The organism is Pseudomonas sp. NBRC 111130 (assembly GCF_001320485.1).
GTDB lineage: Bacteria > Pseudomonadota > Gammaproteobacteria > Pseudomonadales > Pseudomonadaceae > Aquipseudomonas > Aquipseudomonas vlassakiae.
Map to the genome: position 1 here is coordinate 139,417 of NZ_BCBG01000001.1, position 12,558 is coordinate 151,974.

At 63.1% G+C, this 12,558-nt stretch carries 13 protein-coding genes; 9 read left to right on the forward strand and 4 right to left on the reverse strand.

The window, feature by feature from the left end; genetic code table 11:
- The first annotated feature begins 18 nt into the window (after positions 1-18).
- The gene (locus tag APH33_RS00850) at positions 19-1,806 is read left to right on the forward strand and encodes an IlvD/Edd family dehydratase (RefSeq protein WP_054883337.1); all 1,788 of its coding nucleotides are present in this window, start codon (positions 19-21) and stop codon (positions 1,804-1,806) included.
- Positions 1,807-1,822: 16 nt separating this feature from the next.
- Here APH33_RS00850 and APH33_RS00855 read toward each other — a convergent pair whose 3' ends face one another.
- Positions 1,823-2,215, reverse strand: a complete 393-nt coding sequence (locus APH33_RS00855; protein ID WP_054883338.1) for a RidA family protein — start codon at positions 2,213-2,215, stop codon at positions 1,823-1,825.
- Between the two features lie 123 nt (positions 2,216-2,338).
- On the opposite strand from APH33_RS00855, the gene APH33_RS00860 reads away from it, so the two are divergent.
- Together APH33_RS00860 and glsB are read left to right on the forward strand one after the other, a co-directional pair.
- Positions 2,339-3,247 (forward strand): LysR family transcriptional regulator, encoded by a 909-nt coding sequence (locus APH33_RS00860; RefSeq protein WP_054883339.1) that lies wholly within the window; start codon positions 2,339-2,341, stop codon positions 3,245-3,247.
- A 103-nt stretch (positions 3,248-3,350) separates the two neighbouring features.
- Complete coding sequence (gene glsB, locus APH33_RS00865) at positions 3,351-4,259, forward strand: glutaminase B (protein WP_054883340.1); 909 nt, start codon at positions 3,351-3,353, stop codon at positions 4,257-4,259.
- Between the two features lie 17 nt (positions 4,260-4,276).
- Here the strand turns inward: glsB and APH33_RS00870 are convergent, their stop codons facing one another.
- Positions 4,277-5,401, reverse strand: coding sequence for a sensor histidine kinase KdpD (locus APH33_RS00870; protein ID WP_054883341.1), 1,125 nt, complete (start codon positions 5,399-5,401; stop codon positions 4,277-4,279).
- 150 nt (positions 5,402-5,551) lie between these two features.
- Here APH33_RS00870 and APH33_RS00875 point away from each other — a divergent pair, with 150 nt between their 5' ends.
- Positions 5,552-5,914: a response regulator gene (locus APH33_RS00875; RefSeq protein ID WP_054883342.1), complete on the forward strand. Its 363-nt coding sequence runs from the start codon at positions 5,552-5,554 to the stop codon at positions 5,912-5,914.
- Between the two features lie 114 nt (positions 5,915-6,028).
- Here APH33_RS00875 and APH33_RS00880 read toward each other — a convergent pair whose 3' ends face one another.
- Positions 6,029-6,913, reverse strand: coding sequence for a homocysteine S-methyltransferase family protein (locus tag APH33_RS00880; protein ID WP_177332324.1), 885 nt, complete (start codon positions 6,911-6,913; stop codon positions 6,029-6,031).
- Positions 6,914-7,031: 118 nt separating this feature from the next.
- Here APH33_RS00880 and APH33_RS00885 point away from each other — a divergent pair, with 118 nt between their 5' ends.
- On the forward strand, positions 7,032-7,853 hold the full coding sequence (locus APH33_RS00885; protein WP_054883344.1) for an ABC transporter substrate-binding protein: 822 nt from the start codon (positions 7,032-7,034) through the stop codon (positions 7,851-7,853).
- Positions 7,850-8,671, forward strand: a complete 822-nt coding sequence (locus APH33_RS00890) for an amino acid ABC transporter permease (RefSeq protein ID WP_054883345.1) — start codon at positions 7,850-7,852, stop codon at positions 8,669-8,671. Before APH33_RS00885 ends, APH33_RS00890 begins: the two co-directional genes overlap by 4 nt.
- 255 nt (positions 8,672-8,926) lie before the next feature.
- Here APH33_RS00890 and APH33_RS00895 read toward each other — a convergent pair whose 3' ends face one another.
- Positions 8,927-9,421 (reverse strand): GNAT family N-acetyltransferase, encoded by a 495-nt coding sequence (locus tag APH33_RS00895; RefSeq protein WP_054883346.1) that lies wholly within the window; start codon positions 9,419-9,421, stop codon positions 8,927-8,929.
- Between the two features lie 232 nt (positions 9,422-9,653).
- On the opposite strand from APH33_RS00895, the gene APH33_RS00900 reads away from it, so the two are divergent.
- From APH33_RS00900 to APH33_RS00910, 3 genes are all read left to right on the forward strand, one after another.
- Positions 9,654-10,562, forward strand: a complete 909-nt coding sequence (locus tag APH33_RS00900) for a DUF2167 domain-containing protein (protein ID WP_054883347.1) — start codon at positions 9,654-9,656, stop codon at positions 10,560-10,562.
- Positions 10,563-10,866: 304 nt separating this feature from the next.
- Positions 10,867-12,030: an AAA family ATPase gene (locus APH33_RS00905; RefSeq protein WP_054883348.1), complete on the forward strand. Its 1,164-nt coding sequence runs from the start codon at positions 10,867-10,869 to the stop codon at positions 12,028-12,030.
- Between the two features lie 121 nt (positions 12,031-12,151).
- On the forward strand, positions 12,152-12,535 hold the full coding sequence (locus APH33_RS00910; RefSeq protein ID WP_156351850.1) for a hypothetical protein: 384 nt from the start codon (positions 12,152-12,154) through the stop codon (positions 12,533-12,535).
- Positions 12,536-12,558 lie beyond the last annotated feature (23 nt).

Here is a 12,558-nt window from a genome sequence, read left to right on the forward strand (position 1 = left end):
ACAACAAGAGAGCATGACATGACCGATACCGCCAAACGCCCGCTGCGCAGCCAGCAATGGTTCGACGACCCGAGCCACGCCGACATGACCGCGCTGTACGTTGAGCGTTACATGAACTACGGCCTGACCCGCGACGAACTGCAGTCGGGGCGGCCGATCATCGGCATCGCCCAGACCGGCAGCGACCTCACCCCGTGCAACCGCCACCACATCGAACTGGCCCAGCGGGTCAAGGCCGGGATCCGCGATGCCGGCGGCATCCCCATGGAATTCCCCGTCCACCCGATCGCCGAACAGAGCCGCCGCCCCACTGCCGCCCTGGACCGCAACCTGGCCTACCTGGGGCTGGTGGAGATCCTCCACGGCTACCCTCTGGACGGCGTGGTGCTGACCACTGGCTGTGACAAGACCACCCCCGCCTGCCTGATGGCCGCAGCCACCACCGACCTGCCGGCCATCGTGCTGTCGGGCGGGCCGATGCTCGACGGGCATCACAAAGGCCAGCTGATTGGCTCGGGCACGGTGCTGTGGCACGCCCGCAACCTGATGGCCGCAGGCGAAATCGACTATGAAGGCTTCATGGAAATGACCACCGCCGCCTCGCCGTCGGTGGGCCACTGCAACACCATGGGCACGGCGCTGTCGATGAACGCCCTGGCCGAGGCCCTGGGCATGTCGCTGCCGGGCTGCGCCAGCATCCCCGCGCCCTACCGCGAGCGCGGGCAGATGGCCTACGCCACCGGCAGGCGCATCTGCGAACTGGTGCTGCAGGATGTGCGCCCGTCGTCGATCATGACCCGCGAAGCCTTCGAAAACGCCATTGCCGTGGCTTCGGCACTGGGCGCCTCGAGCAACTGCCCGCCGCACCTGATCGCCATCGCCCGGCACATGGGCATCGAGCTGTCGCTGGACGACTGGCAGCGCATCGGCGAAGACGTACCGCTGCTGGTCAACTGCATGCCCGCCGGCAAATACCTGGGCGAAGGCTTCCACCGCGCTGGCGGCGTGCCGGCGGTGATGCATGAACTGCGCAAGGCGGGCCGCCTGCACGAGGCCTGTGCCACAGTCAGCGGCAAGACCATCGGCGAGGTGGTCAGCGATACGGTTACCAGCAACCGCGAGGTGATCCTGCCGTTCGACGCGCCGCTCAAGCACAATGCCGGGTTCATCGTGCTCAGCGGCAACTTCTTCGACAGCGCGATCATGAAGATGTCGGTGGTTGGCGAGGCCTTCCGCAGGACCTACCTGGCCGAACCTGGCAAGGAGAACAGCTTCGAGGCCCGCGCCATCGTGTTCGAAGGCCCGGAGGACTACCACGCGCGCATCGACGACCCATCGCTGGACATCGACGAGCGCTGCATCCTGGTGATCCGCGGCGCCGGTACCGTGGGTTACCCCGGCAGCGCCGAAGTGGTCAACATGGCGCCCCCGGCCGCGCTGATCAAGCAAGGCATCGATTCGCTGCCGTGCCTGGGCGACGGTCGCCAGAGCGGCACCTCGGCCAGCCCGTCGATCCTCAACATGTCACCGGAAGCGGCGGTCGGCGGCGGCCTGGCGCTGTTGCAGACCAACGACTGGCTGCGCGTGGACCTCAACCAGCGCCGCGTCGACCTGCTGGTGGACGATGAAGAAGTGGCACGCCGCCGCGCCGCCTGGAAGCCGAACATCCCGGCCTCGCAGACGCCCTGGCAGGAACTCTACCGCCAGCTGGTGGGGCAGTTGTCCACCGGCGGCTGCCTGGAGCCGGCGACGCTGCACATGCGCGTGATTGCCCGGGAAGGCGGGATGCCGCGGCATTCGCACTGAGCGTGAGGGCCGCGCATCAGGGTAGCCTGGCAATGACTTTGATCTCGAAGTCGAAGCCTGCCAGCCAGGTCACCCCGACCGCTGTGACCGTCGGGTAAGGGGCCTCGCCCCAGAACTCGGCGGCGACCGCCCAGATGGTTTCGAAGGTGGTGTCGGGGTCGATCATGAACAGGGTGGTGTCGATCACATCGGCGAAGCTGCAGCCCGCCTCGGCCAGGATCGCGTTGAGGTTGGCAAACGCCAGGCGCACCTGCGCCGCCAGGTCGGGCTCGGCAGAGCCATCCTTGCGGCTGCCTACCTGGCCGGACACGAACAGCAAACCATTGGCGCGAATTGCTGGCGAGTAACGGTGCAGGTCATACAAGGCGTGACGGTCAGGCGGGAAGACGGCATCGCGTTGAGGGGTCATGGCAAAACTCCGGGTGGGTTACGGTGCAGCCACTGTAGAAAGGCCGCCTGCGCGGATAAACGGGCAATGCTGGTCATGACTGTTTGTATAATCCAAACAATCCCGACCTGATCGAGCCCTCAAATGGACCGTATCAATGCGATGCAGGCCTTCGCCCGCGTGGTGGAAACCGGCAGCTTCACCAAGGCCGCAGACACCCTGGGCATGAGCAAGACCAGCGTGACCCAGCTGGTGCAGCAACTGGAGGCCCGGCTGCGCGTGCGCCTGCTCAACCGCACCACGCGCAAGGTCAATGTCACCGCCGATGGCGCTGCCTACTACGAACGCGTCGTGCGGCTGCTGGCAGATATCGACGATGCCGAGACCAGCTTGTCCAGCGCTTCGGCAGCGCCACGCGGGCGCTTGCGGGTCGATGTCCCCAGCCCGCTGGCGCGCCTGCTGCTGATTCCCGCCCTGCCCGCTTTTTATGCACGCTACCCGGACATCCAGCTGACGTTGGGTGCAAGCGACCGCATCGTCGACATCATCGAAGAAAACGTCGACTGCGTGGTGCGCGGGGGCGAGATCACCGACCAGTCCCTGGTGGCGCGGCATGTGGCCGACCTGAAGCTCGGCGTCTACGCGACCCCGGGGTACCTGCAGGACGTTGGCCGGCCCCTGCACCCACGGCAACTGGAAGAGGGCCGCCAGCGCACGGTCAGTTACCTGTGGTTTCGCACCGGCAAGGCGTTGCCACTGGTCATGCAGCGCGGCGAAGAGCGCGTCGAGGTCCAGGGCCGTTCAGTGCTGACAGTCGACGACGGCAACGCCTACCTCGCGGCCGGCCTCGCAGGCCTGGGTGCGCTGTGGCTGCCGCACTACATGGCCAGGCCGCACCTGGCCAGCGGCGAACTGGTGGCGCTGTTCGAAGACTGGCAGATGGCGCCGATGCCGCTGTACCTGGCCTTCCCGCCCAACCGCCATGTCAGCGCCAAGCTGCGGGTATTCATCAACTGGGTCGTGGAACTGATGGCCGAGCACGCCGGGCCATGATCACCGGCGCCATTTGTGCATCCGCGTGTGATTTCTGCCGTGCGATCTGCGTCACAAGCGCAACCCCCTCGCGGTCGTCCGGGGACTGATAACAAGGCCTTCCATGCAAACGCTGTTGAACGAGATTCTCGACGAAGTGCGCCCTTTGATCGGCAAGGGCAAAGTGGCTGACTACATCCCGGCGCTGGCCGACGTGCCTGCCAATCAGCTGGGCATCGCCGTGTATGGCAACGACGGCAGTTACTACTGCGCAGGCGACGCCCTGGTGCCGTTCTCGGTGCAGAGTATTTCCAAGGTGTTCAGCCTGGTCCAGGCGATCGGCCACTCCGGCGAAGCCATCTGGGAGCGCCTGGGCCACGAGCCCTCCGGCCAGCCGTTCAACTCGCTGGTGCAGCTGGAGTTCGAGCGTGGCCGCCCGCGCAACCCGTTCATCAACGCGGGCGCGCTGGTGATCTGCGATATCAACCAGTCGCGCTTTGCCGCGCCGACCTTGTCGATGCGTGATTTCGTCCGCCGGCTGTCGGGCAACCCGCACATCGCCATCGATGCCAAGGTCGCCGATTCGGAGTACCAGTTCCGCGCGCGCAACGCCGCCATGGCTTACCTCATGCAGTCGTTCGGCAACTTCCATAATGAAGTCGAGACGGTGCTGCGCAGCTACTTCAGCTACTGCGCGCTGCAGATGAGCTGCCTGGACCTGGCGCGGGCCTTCTGCTTCCTGGCCAACGACGGGTTCTGCAAGCACAGCGGCGAGCAGATCCTCAGCCGGCGCCAGACCCAGCAGGTGAACTCGATCATGGCCACCAGCGGGCTTTACGACGAGGCAGGCAACTTCGCCTACCGGGTCGGCTTGCCCGGCAAGAGCGGCGTGGGTGGCGGGATCGTGGCCATCGTACCGGGGCAATTCACCGTGTGCGTGTGGTCGCCGGAGCTGAATACGGCGGGTAATTCACTGGCGGGGATGGCGGCACTGGAGCTGCTCAGCGCGCGGATCGGGTGGTCGGTGTTCTGACCCGGGCAGCGGGGTCGTCAAGCGTCCGACAGGATGACCTCGAATAGCGTCCCCTGCTCCGCTGTCGACATGACCTCGATCCTGCCGCCATGGCTGGCGACGATCTCCGCCGCGATGAACAGGCCCAGCCCAAGCCCGGCAGCTGAGCCCCGCTCGCCCTCCGCATAGCTGGAGTAGCGACCTTCGGGTTTGAACAGATAAGGCATCACGGCCTCGGGAATCGGCTCTCCCGAATTGTGCACGCGAATGCGTGGCACACCGGCCTCATGGGCCAGCGAGACACGGATAGGAAGCGTCGAATCGCCATGGCGCAGGGCATTGCCGATCAGGTTGGAGAACACCTGAGCCATGCGTTCCGGATCAAACTGGCCAGTAATCGGCGCGGCCTCCTCCAATACGATTGTCGCCTCAGGGGTGGCCGCGCGCAGCTCCTGGATGACCGAACGACAGATCGCATTCAACTCCACCGGCTGCGGGTGCACCGGAATGCCCGTGCCCAAGTTGCAACGCGCCAGGTCCAGCAGGTCGTTGACCATGTTGTTGGCACGGCGGGCACTGTTACATACCTGAGAGGCCAGCAGCTTCACCTTCTCGTCTGAAGCGCCCTGGCGCAGGATGAGGTCGCCCGCCATGAGCACCGCGCCCAGCGGCGAGCGCAGATCATGCCCCAGCACGGCCAGGACCATCTTGCGGGTAGATTCCACAGCGGCGCCGTAGGCTGCGATGGATTCGACCAGGGCCTGGTCTATCGCCTCGTTGAAGCGGATCATGTCCTGGACGTGATGCGCGTCCTGCAAGGTCTCTTGTGCCAGCCATAAAGAAAGCACGCTGGAGCGCAAGGCCCGGTACTCCGCGACCATCTGGTCCATGGAAAAACCGGCAATCAGGCGCGTCACCGCATGGGACTGAGCTGCCGTGTCGCTGGACTTTTGAGGGGCCCGGCCTTGCGCTTTCTCGGCCTGTTGATAGGCCGTCTGAGCGGTGCGCATGTCGGCGGCAACGGTACGCAGGATATTTTCCGAATGGTTTCTGAGGCCGACTGAATCCTGCTTGGGCAAATCCGTCTCGACCGAGCGGGCAAAGTCTTCCCAGGCCAGGAGAATGCTCTCCATGTCGCTCTCGATGAAGTCATACAGTCTCATTGCGATCCTCGCCAATCACCCTGATCAAACGTCCAACCAGACTAGCCCAGGAACTGCCACGGGCAAAGAAACCGCTTGAGCGCCTTCCGTCAGCTTTCGGAAACGCCTTGTTATAACCCGCATCTAGATGGCAAGGGACAGGGGGAAGCGATGAAAAGCCATGTACTGGTAGTGGAAGATGACGACATCCTGCGGTGGTTGATGAGCGAAGCAGTAACGCACTTCGGCCACCGCGTCACCGACTGCGCCAACGCCGATGACGCCTTGGCAGCCTTGGCGCGCCTGCCAAACCTGGCACTGGTGATTACCGATGTGCGCATGCCTGGGCACATGGATGGTCTGGGCCTGGCCAAAGCGATCTGGGCAGAACATCCCGAACTACCCGTGATCATTGTCTCGGCCCATAGCGTCGTCCCCCCCGGTTTTCTCCCAGCCAATGCGCGCTTCATCCGCAAACCCTGCACACTGGACATCCTCAACAGCGCAATCGCAGAGCTGCTTCCCGCCCACTGATCTCCACTGCGGACACGATCCTTGTGGGAGCGGGCTTGCCCGCGAACACGGGCGAAGCCCGTGCCATCCACCATGGTATCTTCCACCCGGCCAAACGCCGCGCCACAGTGCCTTTCAATCCAGGCCGCGCTTGATCTCGGCAATATGCTCTGGCCCGATGCCACAGCAGCCGCCGATCAGGCTCGCCCCACGCGCCCGCCAGTCGCGGGCCCACACCAGGTAGCCGGGCGGGTCGAGGTCTTCCCGCAGTTCATCCAGCCCATCGTTGGCCGTGGCTTGCTTCGGTTGCGGCGGGAAGGCATTGGCGTAGGCGCCGATGGCGATATCCGCCTGGCGAGCGTCGATCACCAAGCGCGCCACCTCCAGCGCCGCGCCGATGACTTCCGGCTGGCTGCAATTGAACAGCACCGCCGCAACACCCAGGCCGGCCACCGCCTCGATGGCATCGGCCACCGGCTCGCCGGAGCGCAGGCGCGGCACGCTGTCGACCTCTTCGTCCTGCAAGGTGAACGACACCCAGAATGGCTTGCCGTCCGCTGGCAAGTGGCTGTGGATAGCCCGCACCTCGGCAATCGAGCTCTGGGTTTCCGCCAGCCACAGGTCCACATGCGGCGCCAGCCCTTGCAGCAGTGGCGTCAGCACCTGCGCCACCCTCTCCGGCTGGAACAGGTCTGGCCGGTAGGAACCGAACAACGGCGGCAACGACCCTGCCACCTGCACCGGCTGCGCACTGGCATCGGCCGCCCGACGTGCCAGCTGCCCCGCCACCGAGGCCAGTTGCAGGCCCTCGCGGGCGAAACGCTCTTCACCGATATGAAACGGCACCACCGCATAGCTATTGCTGGTGATCACCTGCGCTCCCGCGGCAATGAAAGCCGCATGCACCCCGACCACCGCCTCGGGGGCCTCGCTCAAGGCCAGCGCCGACCACTCCGGTTGCCGGAACGGCGCGCCGCTGCGCTGCAATTCCCGCCCCATGCCACCGTCCAGAACCACCATCGCTCGCTGTGTCATATAACGTCTCCAAAGGTGCTTATGATTAAAATTCATTATGTTTAGATTATTTATAACTATTTAATACCTCCTGTCCCGTTTTGCCAACTTTTCAGGTGTTTACATGCGCATCCCTGCCCTGCTCGGCGCGAGCCTCCTGTTGCTCGCTACCGCTACCCAAACCTTTGCCGGCACTACCCTCGAGCGCGTCGAGACGAACAAGGAGCTGGTGAATGTGCTGATGGAAAGCTACCCGCCGTTCTCGTTCCTCAACGAGCAGAACCAGCTCGACGGTTTCGACGTCGATGTGGCCAAGGCAGTGGCGCACAAGCTCGGCGTCAAGCTGCGCCTGGAAACCCCCTCCTGGGACGTGATCGCCGCCGGCCGCTGGAGCGGGCGCTACGACATCTGCATCTGCTCGATGACCCCGAGCAAGGCCCGCGCCGAAGTGTTCGCTTTCCCGGTGGAGTACTACGCCTCGCCCGCCGTCATTGTGGTCAACGCCAAGGATGACCGCATCCACGGCGCCAAGGACCTGGACGGCCGCAAGGTCGGCCTGACCGCCGCCTCCAGCTACGAGAGCTACCTGAACAAGAACCTGGTAATTGAAGGTGCCGAAGACCGCCACATCGACTACCCGTTCGAGGCCGTGCAGATCGCCCCCTACGACACCGACAACGTCGCCTTCCAGGACCTCGGCCTGGGCGCTGGCGTGCGCCTGGATGCCATCCTCACCAACCTGGTGACCGCCAAGCCGCGCCTGGACCAGGACAACCGCTTCAAGCTGGCCGGCGCCCCGCTGTATGAAGAGCCGAATTCGGTGGCCATCGAAAAAGGCGACCCGGAGTGGGACGCCAAGGTGCGCCAAGTGTTCGCCGAGCTGAAGGCTGACGGCACGCTGGCGCAGATCTCGCAGAAATGGATCGGCGCCGACATCAGCAAATGAGCACTTTCCCCCCTGCCCCCAACCCCGTGGCCCGCGCCACGGTTGCCGGCCTGTTCGGCTTCCGCACCCGGTTGTACCTGACCTGGCTGGCGCTGTTCGCCCTGTTCGTGGCGTTCTTCCTCAGCTTCGATCTGAAGTTCGCGATCATTGTCGAGAAATTCCCCAACCTCGCCGGTTTCAAGCTCGGGCCAAACGGATTTTTGCAAGGCGCAGCGCTGACCTTGTTCCTGTGCCTGTGCTCGATGGTGGTGTCGGTGGCATTCGGCTTTGCCGCCGCGCTGGCGCGCTTGTCGAACAGCGCGGTGCTGGTGGGCATCGCCAGCTTCTACACCTCGTTCTTCCGCGGCACCCCGCTGCTGATCCAGATCCTGCTCATCTACCTGGGCTTGCCGCAGCTGGGTCTGGTGCCCGGCGCCATCAGCGCCGGCATCATCGCGCTGTCGTTGAACTACGGTGCGTACCTGAGCGAGATCTTCCGCGCCGGCATCCTCGGCGTCGCCCGCGGCCAGCGCGAAGCCGCCCTGGCACTGGGCCTGCGGCCGGTGCAGATCTTCACCAGCATCGTACTGCCCCAGGCCATGCGCGTGATCATCCCGCCCACGGCCAACCAGTTCATCTCGATGCTCAAGGACTCGTCGCTGATCTCGGTGATGGGGGTTTGGGAAGTGATGTTCCTGGCGCAGTCGTATGGCCGGTCGAGCTATCGGTACCTGGAGATGCTGACCACGGCGGCGGTGATCTACTGGGTGTTGTCGATCCTGCTGGAGCTGGTGCAGGCACGCCTTGAGCGCCACTTCGGCAAGGCCTACCAGCGCTGACCTGCCCTGTGGGAGCGGCTTCAGCCGCGATGGGCCGCAAAGCGGCCCCAGCTACCGCAGCCCTCACTCAGCGCCTGGCGGAATCCCATCCTTGTTCTTGTCCTTGAGCCGCGCTTTTTCCTCTTCGGTCGAGTGAGCCGGCACATCGGCTGGTTGCTGATCCTGTATCTGGTCTGTCATGGCTTAGCCCTCACAATTGATCCCTGAATTGTGAATACGCGGACCAGATAATAGTTCCTCAATAAACCCACTGGATCAGGTCTCTTCCTGCTTGTAAATCCGCAACCCCCGCGCCTGATAGTTACTCAGCGCAGCAGGATGATCCAACGTGCAGGTATGCACCCAAACCCGCTCCGTACCCTGCCACGCCCACGCGGATTGAATAGCGTGACTCAACAACGCCCCACCGAAGCCACACCCCAGGAACTGAGGTGCCAGCCCGAAGTAGCGGATTTCACTGTTACGCCCATCCGGCCGGTAAAGCTCGTAATAGCCCGCTATCGCACCCCGGTGATAGGCAACCCAAGTACGGTGGCCTTCCTGCTCAACGAGCGCCTGCCAGTCCGACAGCGTCCACACATCAAGATCGCCCCATTCCCAAGCCGTACCCACCAACTGGTAAAGGAACCGATTGAGTTCCGGCTGGGGCACTTCACATTCAATAATCTGAAGGTCCAGAGGTTGAGGCTTTGCCTTCAGCTCGGAGGGCGAGGACATTTCCAGGTAATACGTGGTGCAAGACTGTTCCATTCAACGATCCTTACTGTTAATGGCAGGCGGACGGCTACGACCAGATCGGCTCTAGAGCGTGGCCCTGTAGGAGCGAGTCCACTCACGAAGAACCCGACACGGTCTATGGCAGCGACCGCGCCAGTGTTCGCACTAAAGCCTGCCGCATTGCATGAACATGAAATTCTGGCGTTTGGCCAGCTCTTTCAGCTACCCTGCGCGGCCAAATTGATTCAAATTGTAAGGGACTACGATGAAACACCTGCGCCAGTTGCTGGCGGCAGTGTTGCTCTGCGCAACCACTTTGCCCGCCATTGCCGCCAACACCCCCGCGTCTGCGCCAACCACCAGCGAACAACCGCAGCAAACCGCCGAACAGTGGCTGGCCACGCTCAAGCCCCAGCACGGCACCATCACCCTGCCCAGCGGCATCGCCAGCCTGCAACTCAACAACGAGTTCTACTACCTGTCGCCGGCCGACACCGAGCGCCTGCTGACCGAAGGCTGGGGCAACCCACCGGGCTTCAAGACCCTCGGCATGATCATCCCGACCGCCGTCAACCCACTGGCGGACAACGGCTGGGGCGTGATCATCAGCTACAAGAACGACGGCCACATTTCCGACGATGACGCCGCCAAGATCGACTACGCCGAACTGCTCGAGCAGATGAAGGCCGAAGACGAGGAAGACAACAAGGAGCGCCGCAAGCAAGGCTATGCCGGCCTGACCCTGTTGGGCTGGGCCGAGCCACCGAGGTACGACCAGGCGACCCACAAGATGTACTGGGCGCGAGAGTTGAAGGCCGAAGACGCCGACCAGACCACGCTGAACTACAGCATCCGCGTGCTGGGCCGCGAAGGTGTGCTGGAGCTCAACGCCGTGGCGGCGATGGCCGACCTGCAGACCATCAAGCAGGAAACGCCGAAGATCCTCGCCTTTACCAACTTCACCGACGGCAACCGCTACGCCGACTACGACGCCAAGACTGACAAACTGGCGCCGTATGGGCTGGCCGCACTGGTTGCCGGTGGCATCGCTGCCAAGGCGGGGCTGTTTGCCAAGATCGGGGTGGCCTTGCTGGCGTTCAAGAAATTTATCGTTCTGGGATTGGTGGCCATCGCCGGATTCATCGGCAAGCTGTTCAAGCGCAAGCAAGCCTGACGCTGGCCTGGCTCACCCTTGCTGGGTGGGCCACGGCCGCGATTGTTCGAGTCGGTTTATGGGGCTGAGCAGTCACATATTGTTACGCCATTAGGCTAATAAAATCAGATTTAGCCCCTTCCTTGTAGGACCTTTCCCAAAGATACTGCCGACGCCCAATTTTCGTTGCACATGGTCAATGTGGATCCTAATCTCGGCCGGTCGCTGCCAATTTTGACCCCACTCCCGAAGCCGACCTGACCAGTGGTAACGCCGCCCCAGTTCAGCCACAGTCGGCCACTTAGTTCAACCTGGGACGCACCGGATGCTCACAACCCTCGCCATCGGCAACTACCGCTCGATCAACCACCTTGTGTTGCCGCTAGGCCAACTCAACCTGGTGACCGGTGCCAACGGCAGCGGTAAATCCAATCTCTACAAAGCCCTGCGCCTGCTCGCCGAAACCGCCCAGGGCGGCGTGATCGAAGCACTGGCCCGCGAAGGCGGACTGGATTCGACCTGGTGGGCCGGGCCTGAGATGAGAGCGCGCATGAAGCGCAGTGAAGTGCCCATCCAAGGCCAGCATCCGAGCGACGTCAAACGCCTGCGCCTGGGTTTTGCCACTGAAAATTTCGGTTTTTCCATCTCCCTCGGCCTGCCGATTCCCCTGCCCTATCCCAGCGCCTTCATGCTCGACCCCGAGATCAAGAGTGAAGCCATCTGGGGCGCCGGTGCCTACCGGCCGGCTTCCTTGTTGGTGGAGCGCAGAAACGCCATGGTGCGTGCCCGCGAGGGCAAGAGCTGGACGGTGCTCGATCAACATGCCGACAGTTGTGAGAGCTTCTTTAACATCGTCGGCCGCCCACGGCAAGCACCGGAGATCGGCGAGCTACGGGCCTTCATCAACAGCTGGCGGTTCTACGACCACTTCCGCATCGACCGCGATGCGCCCTGCCGACAGCCTCAACTGGGCACCCGCTCGCCGGTGCTGCACCACGACGGCCGTAACCTCGCCTCGGCGCTGCAGACCATTATCGAGATCGGTGAAGTTGAAGACCTCGTAGCTGCACTGGAGGACGCATTCCCCGGCAGCCGCCTGGAGATCGATGCGCCACCGGGCGGCCTGTTCAGTGTGCGACTGCATCAGCATGGGCTGCTGCGCCCGTTGGGCGGCGCCGAGTTGTCGGACGGCACGCTGCGCTATCTGTTGCTGATGGCCGCGCTGCTGACGCCACGGCCGCCATCGCTGATGGTGCTCAACGAACCGGAAACCAGCCTGCATGCCGACCTGCTCCCGGCCCTGGCGCGGCTGATCATCCGCGCTTCGCAGCGTAGCCAGGTGTGGGTGGTGTCGCACAGCAGGCCACTGATCGAGGCGTTGACGGCGTGCGAGGGGTGCAATGTGCTGGAGTTGGAGAAGGTACAAGGCCAGACCCAGCTGCGCGGGGTTGGGCTGTTGGATGAACCGCTATGGCGCTGGATAGACTGATACATGAACGATGCGGGGCTGGGCCAGCGTTTCACTGGTAGTATGCGCCCCGGTTTTATTCCCCAGTCCGCAATCACAGTGCTGCGGCATCATTCGCCAATTTCATCTTTCGGGGTTACGGGTGTCGTTCATCAAGAAGCTTGTTGCTTTTGTCGTTCTGCTTGCTGGGTGCGGATATGTAGCCGTTGCATGGAATGAACATGCGGCATTCGAAAAAACCGGGGAAAGCCTGATCCGCCAACTGGGCTCACAAATCGTTACCGATCTTGGGCGGATGAACAGCCAATGCAGAGCCGTGGCCAGGATCGACTCGATCGCCATCGAGGCGGACGGGCTATTCGGGAAGAAGGGCTCGGCAGTGCTGTACATTTCCGGGAAGAACGAAAGCGGTATTGACATTGAATACGGTATGAAAACCGTGGGCGACAAGGTTTGGGTCCAACCTGTGAATCAAGTTTCCGCGCAGTTGTCAGTCATGCAATTTGGCTTGAAAAGCTGCAGCTAGAAAAAGCGCATCAGGTGGCGATG

What these genes read in the sequence shown, in the direction of transcription:
- APH33_RS00850 (WP_054883337.1), top strand. Translation starts at nt 19, where the DNA reads ATGACCGATACCGCCAAACGCCCGCTGCGCAGCCAGCAATGGTTCGAC.
- APH33_RS00855 (WP_054883338.1), bottom strand. Translation starts at nt 2,215, where the DNA reads ATGACCCCTCAACGCGATGCCGTCTTCCCGCCTGACCGTCACGCCTTG.
- APH33_RS00860 (WP_054883339.1), top strand. Translation starts at nt 2,339, where the DNA reads ATGGACCGTATCAATGCGATGCAGGCCTTCGCCCGCGTGGTGGAAACC.
- glsB (WP_054883340.1), top strand. Translation starts at nt 3,351, where the DNA reads ATGCAAACGCTGTTGAACGAGATTCTCGACGAAGTGCGCCCTTTGATC.
- APH33_RS00870 (WP_054883341.1), bottom strand. Translation starts at nt 5,401, where the DNA reads ATGAGACTGTATGACTTCATCGAGAGCGACATGGAGAGCATTCTCCTG.
- APH33_RS00875 (WP_054883342.1), top strand. Translation starts at nt 5,552, where the DNA reads ATGAAAAGCCATGTACTGGTAGTGGAAGATGACGACATCCTGCGGTGG.
- APH33_RS00880 (WP_177332324.1), bottom strand. Translation starts at nt 6,913, where the DNA reads ATGGTGGTTCTGGACGGTGGCATGGGGCGGGAATTGCAGCGCAGCGGC.
- APH33_RS00885 (WP_054883344.1), top strand. Translation starts at nt 7,032, where the DNA reads ATGCGCATCCCTGCCCTGCTCGGCGCGAGCCTCCTGTTGCTCGCTACC.
- APH33_RS00890 (WP_054883345.1), top strand. Translation starts at nt 7,850, where the DNA reads ATGAGCACTTTCCCCCCTGCCCCCAACCCCGTGGCCCGCGCCACGGTT.
- APH33_RS00895 (WP_054883346.1), bottom strand. Translation starts at nt 9,421, where the DNA reads ATGGAACAGTCTTGCACCACGTATTACCTGGAAATGTCCTCGCCCTCC.
- APH33_RS00900 (WP_054883347.1), top strand. Translation starts at nt 9,654, where the DNA reads ATGAAACACCTGCGCCAGTTGCTGGCGGCAGTGTTGCTCTGCGCAACC.
- APH33_RS00905 (WP_054883348.1), top strand. Translation starts at nt 10,867, where the DNA reads ATGCTCACAACCCTCGCCATCGGCAACTACCGCTCGATCAACCACCTT.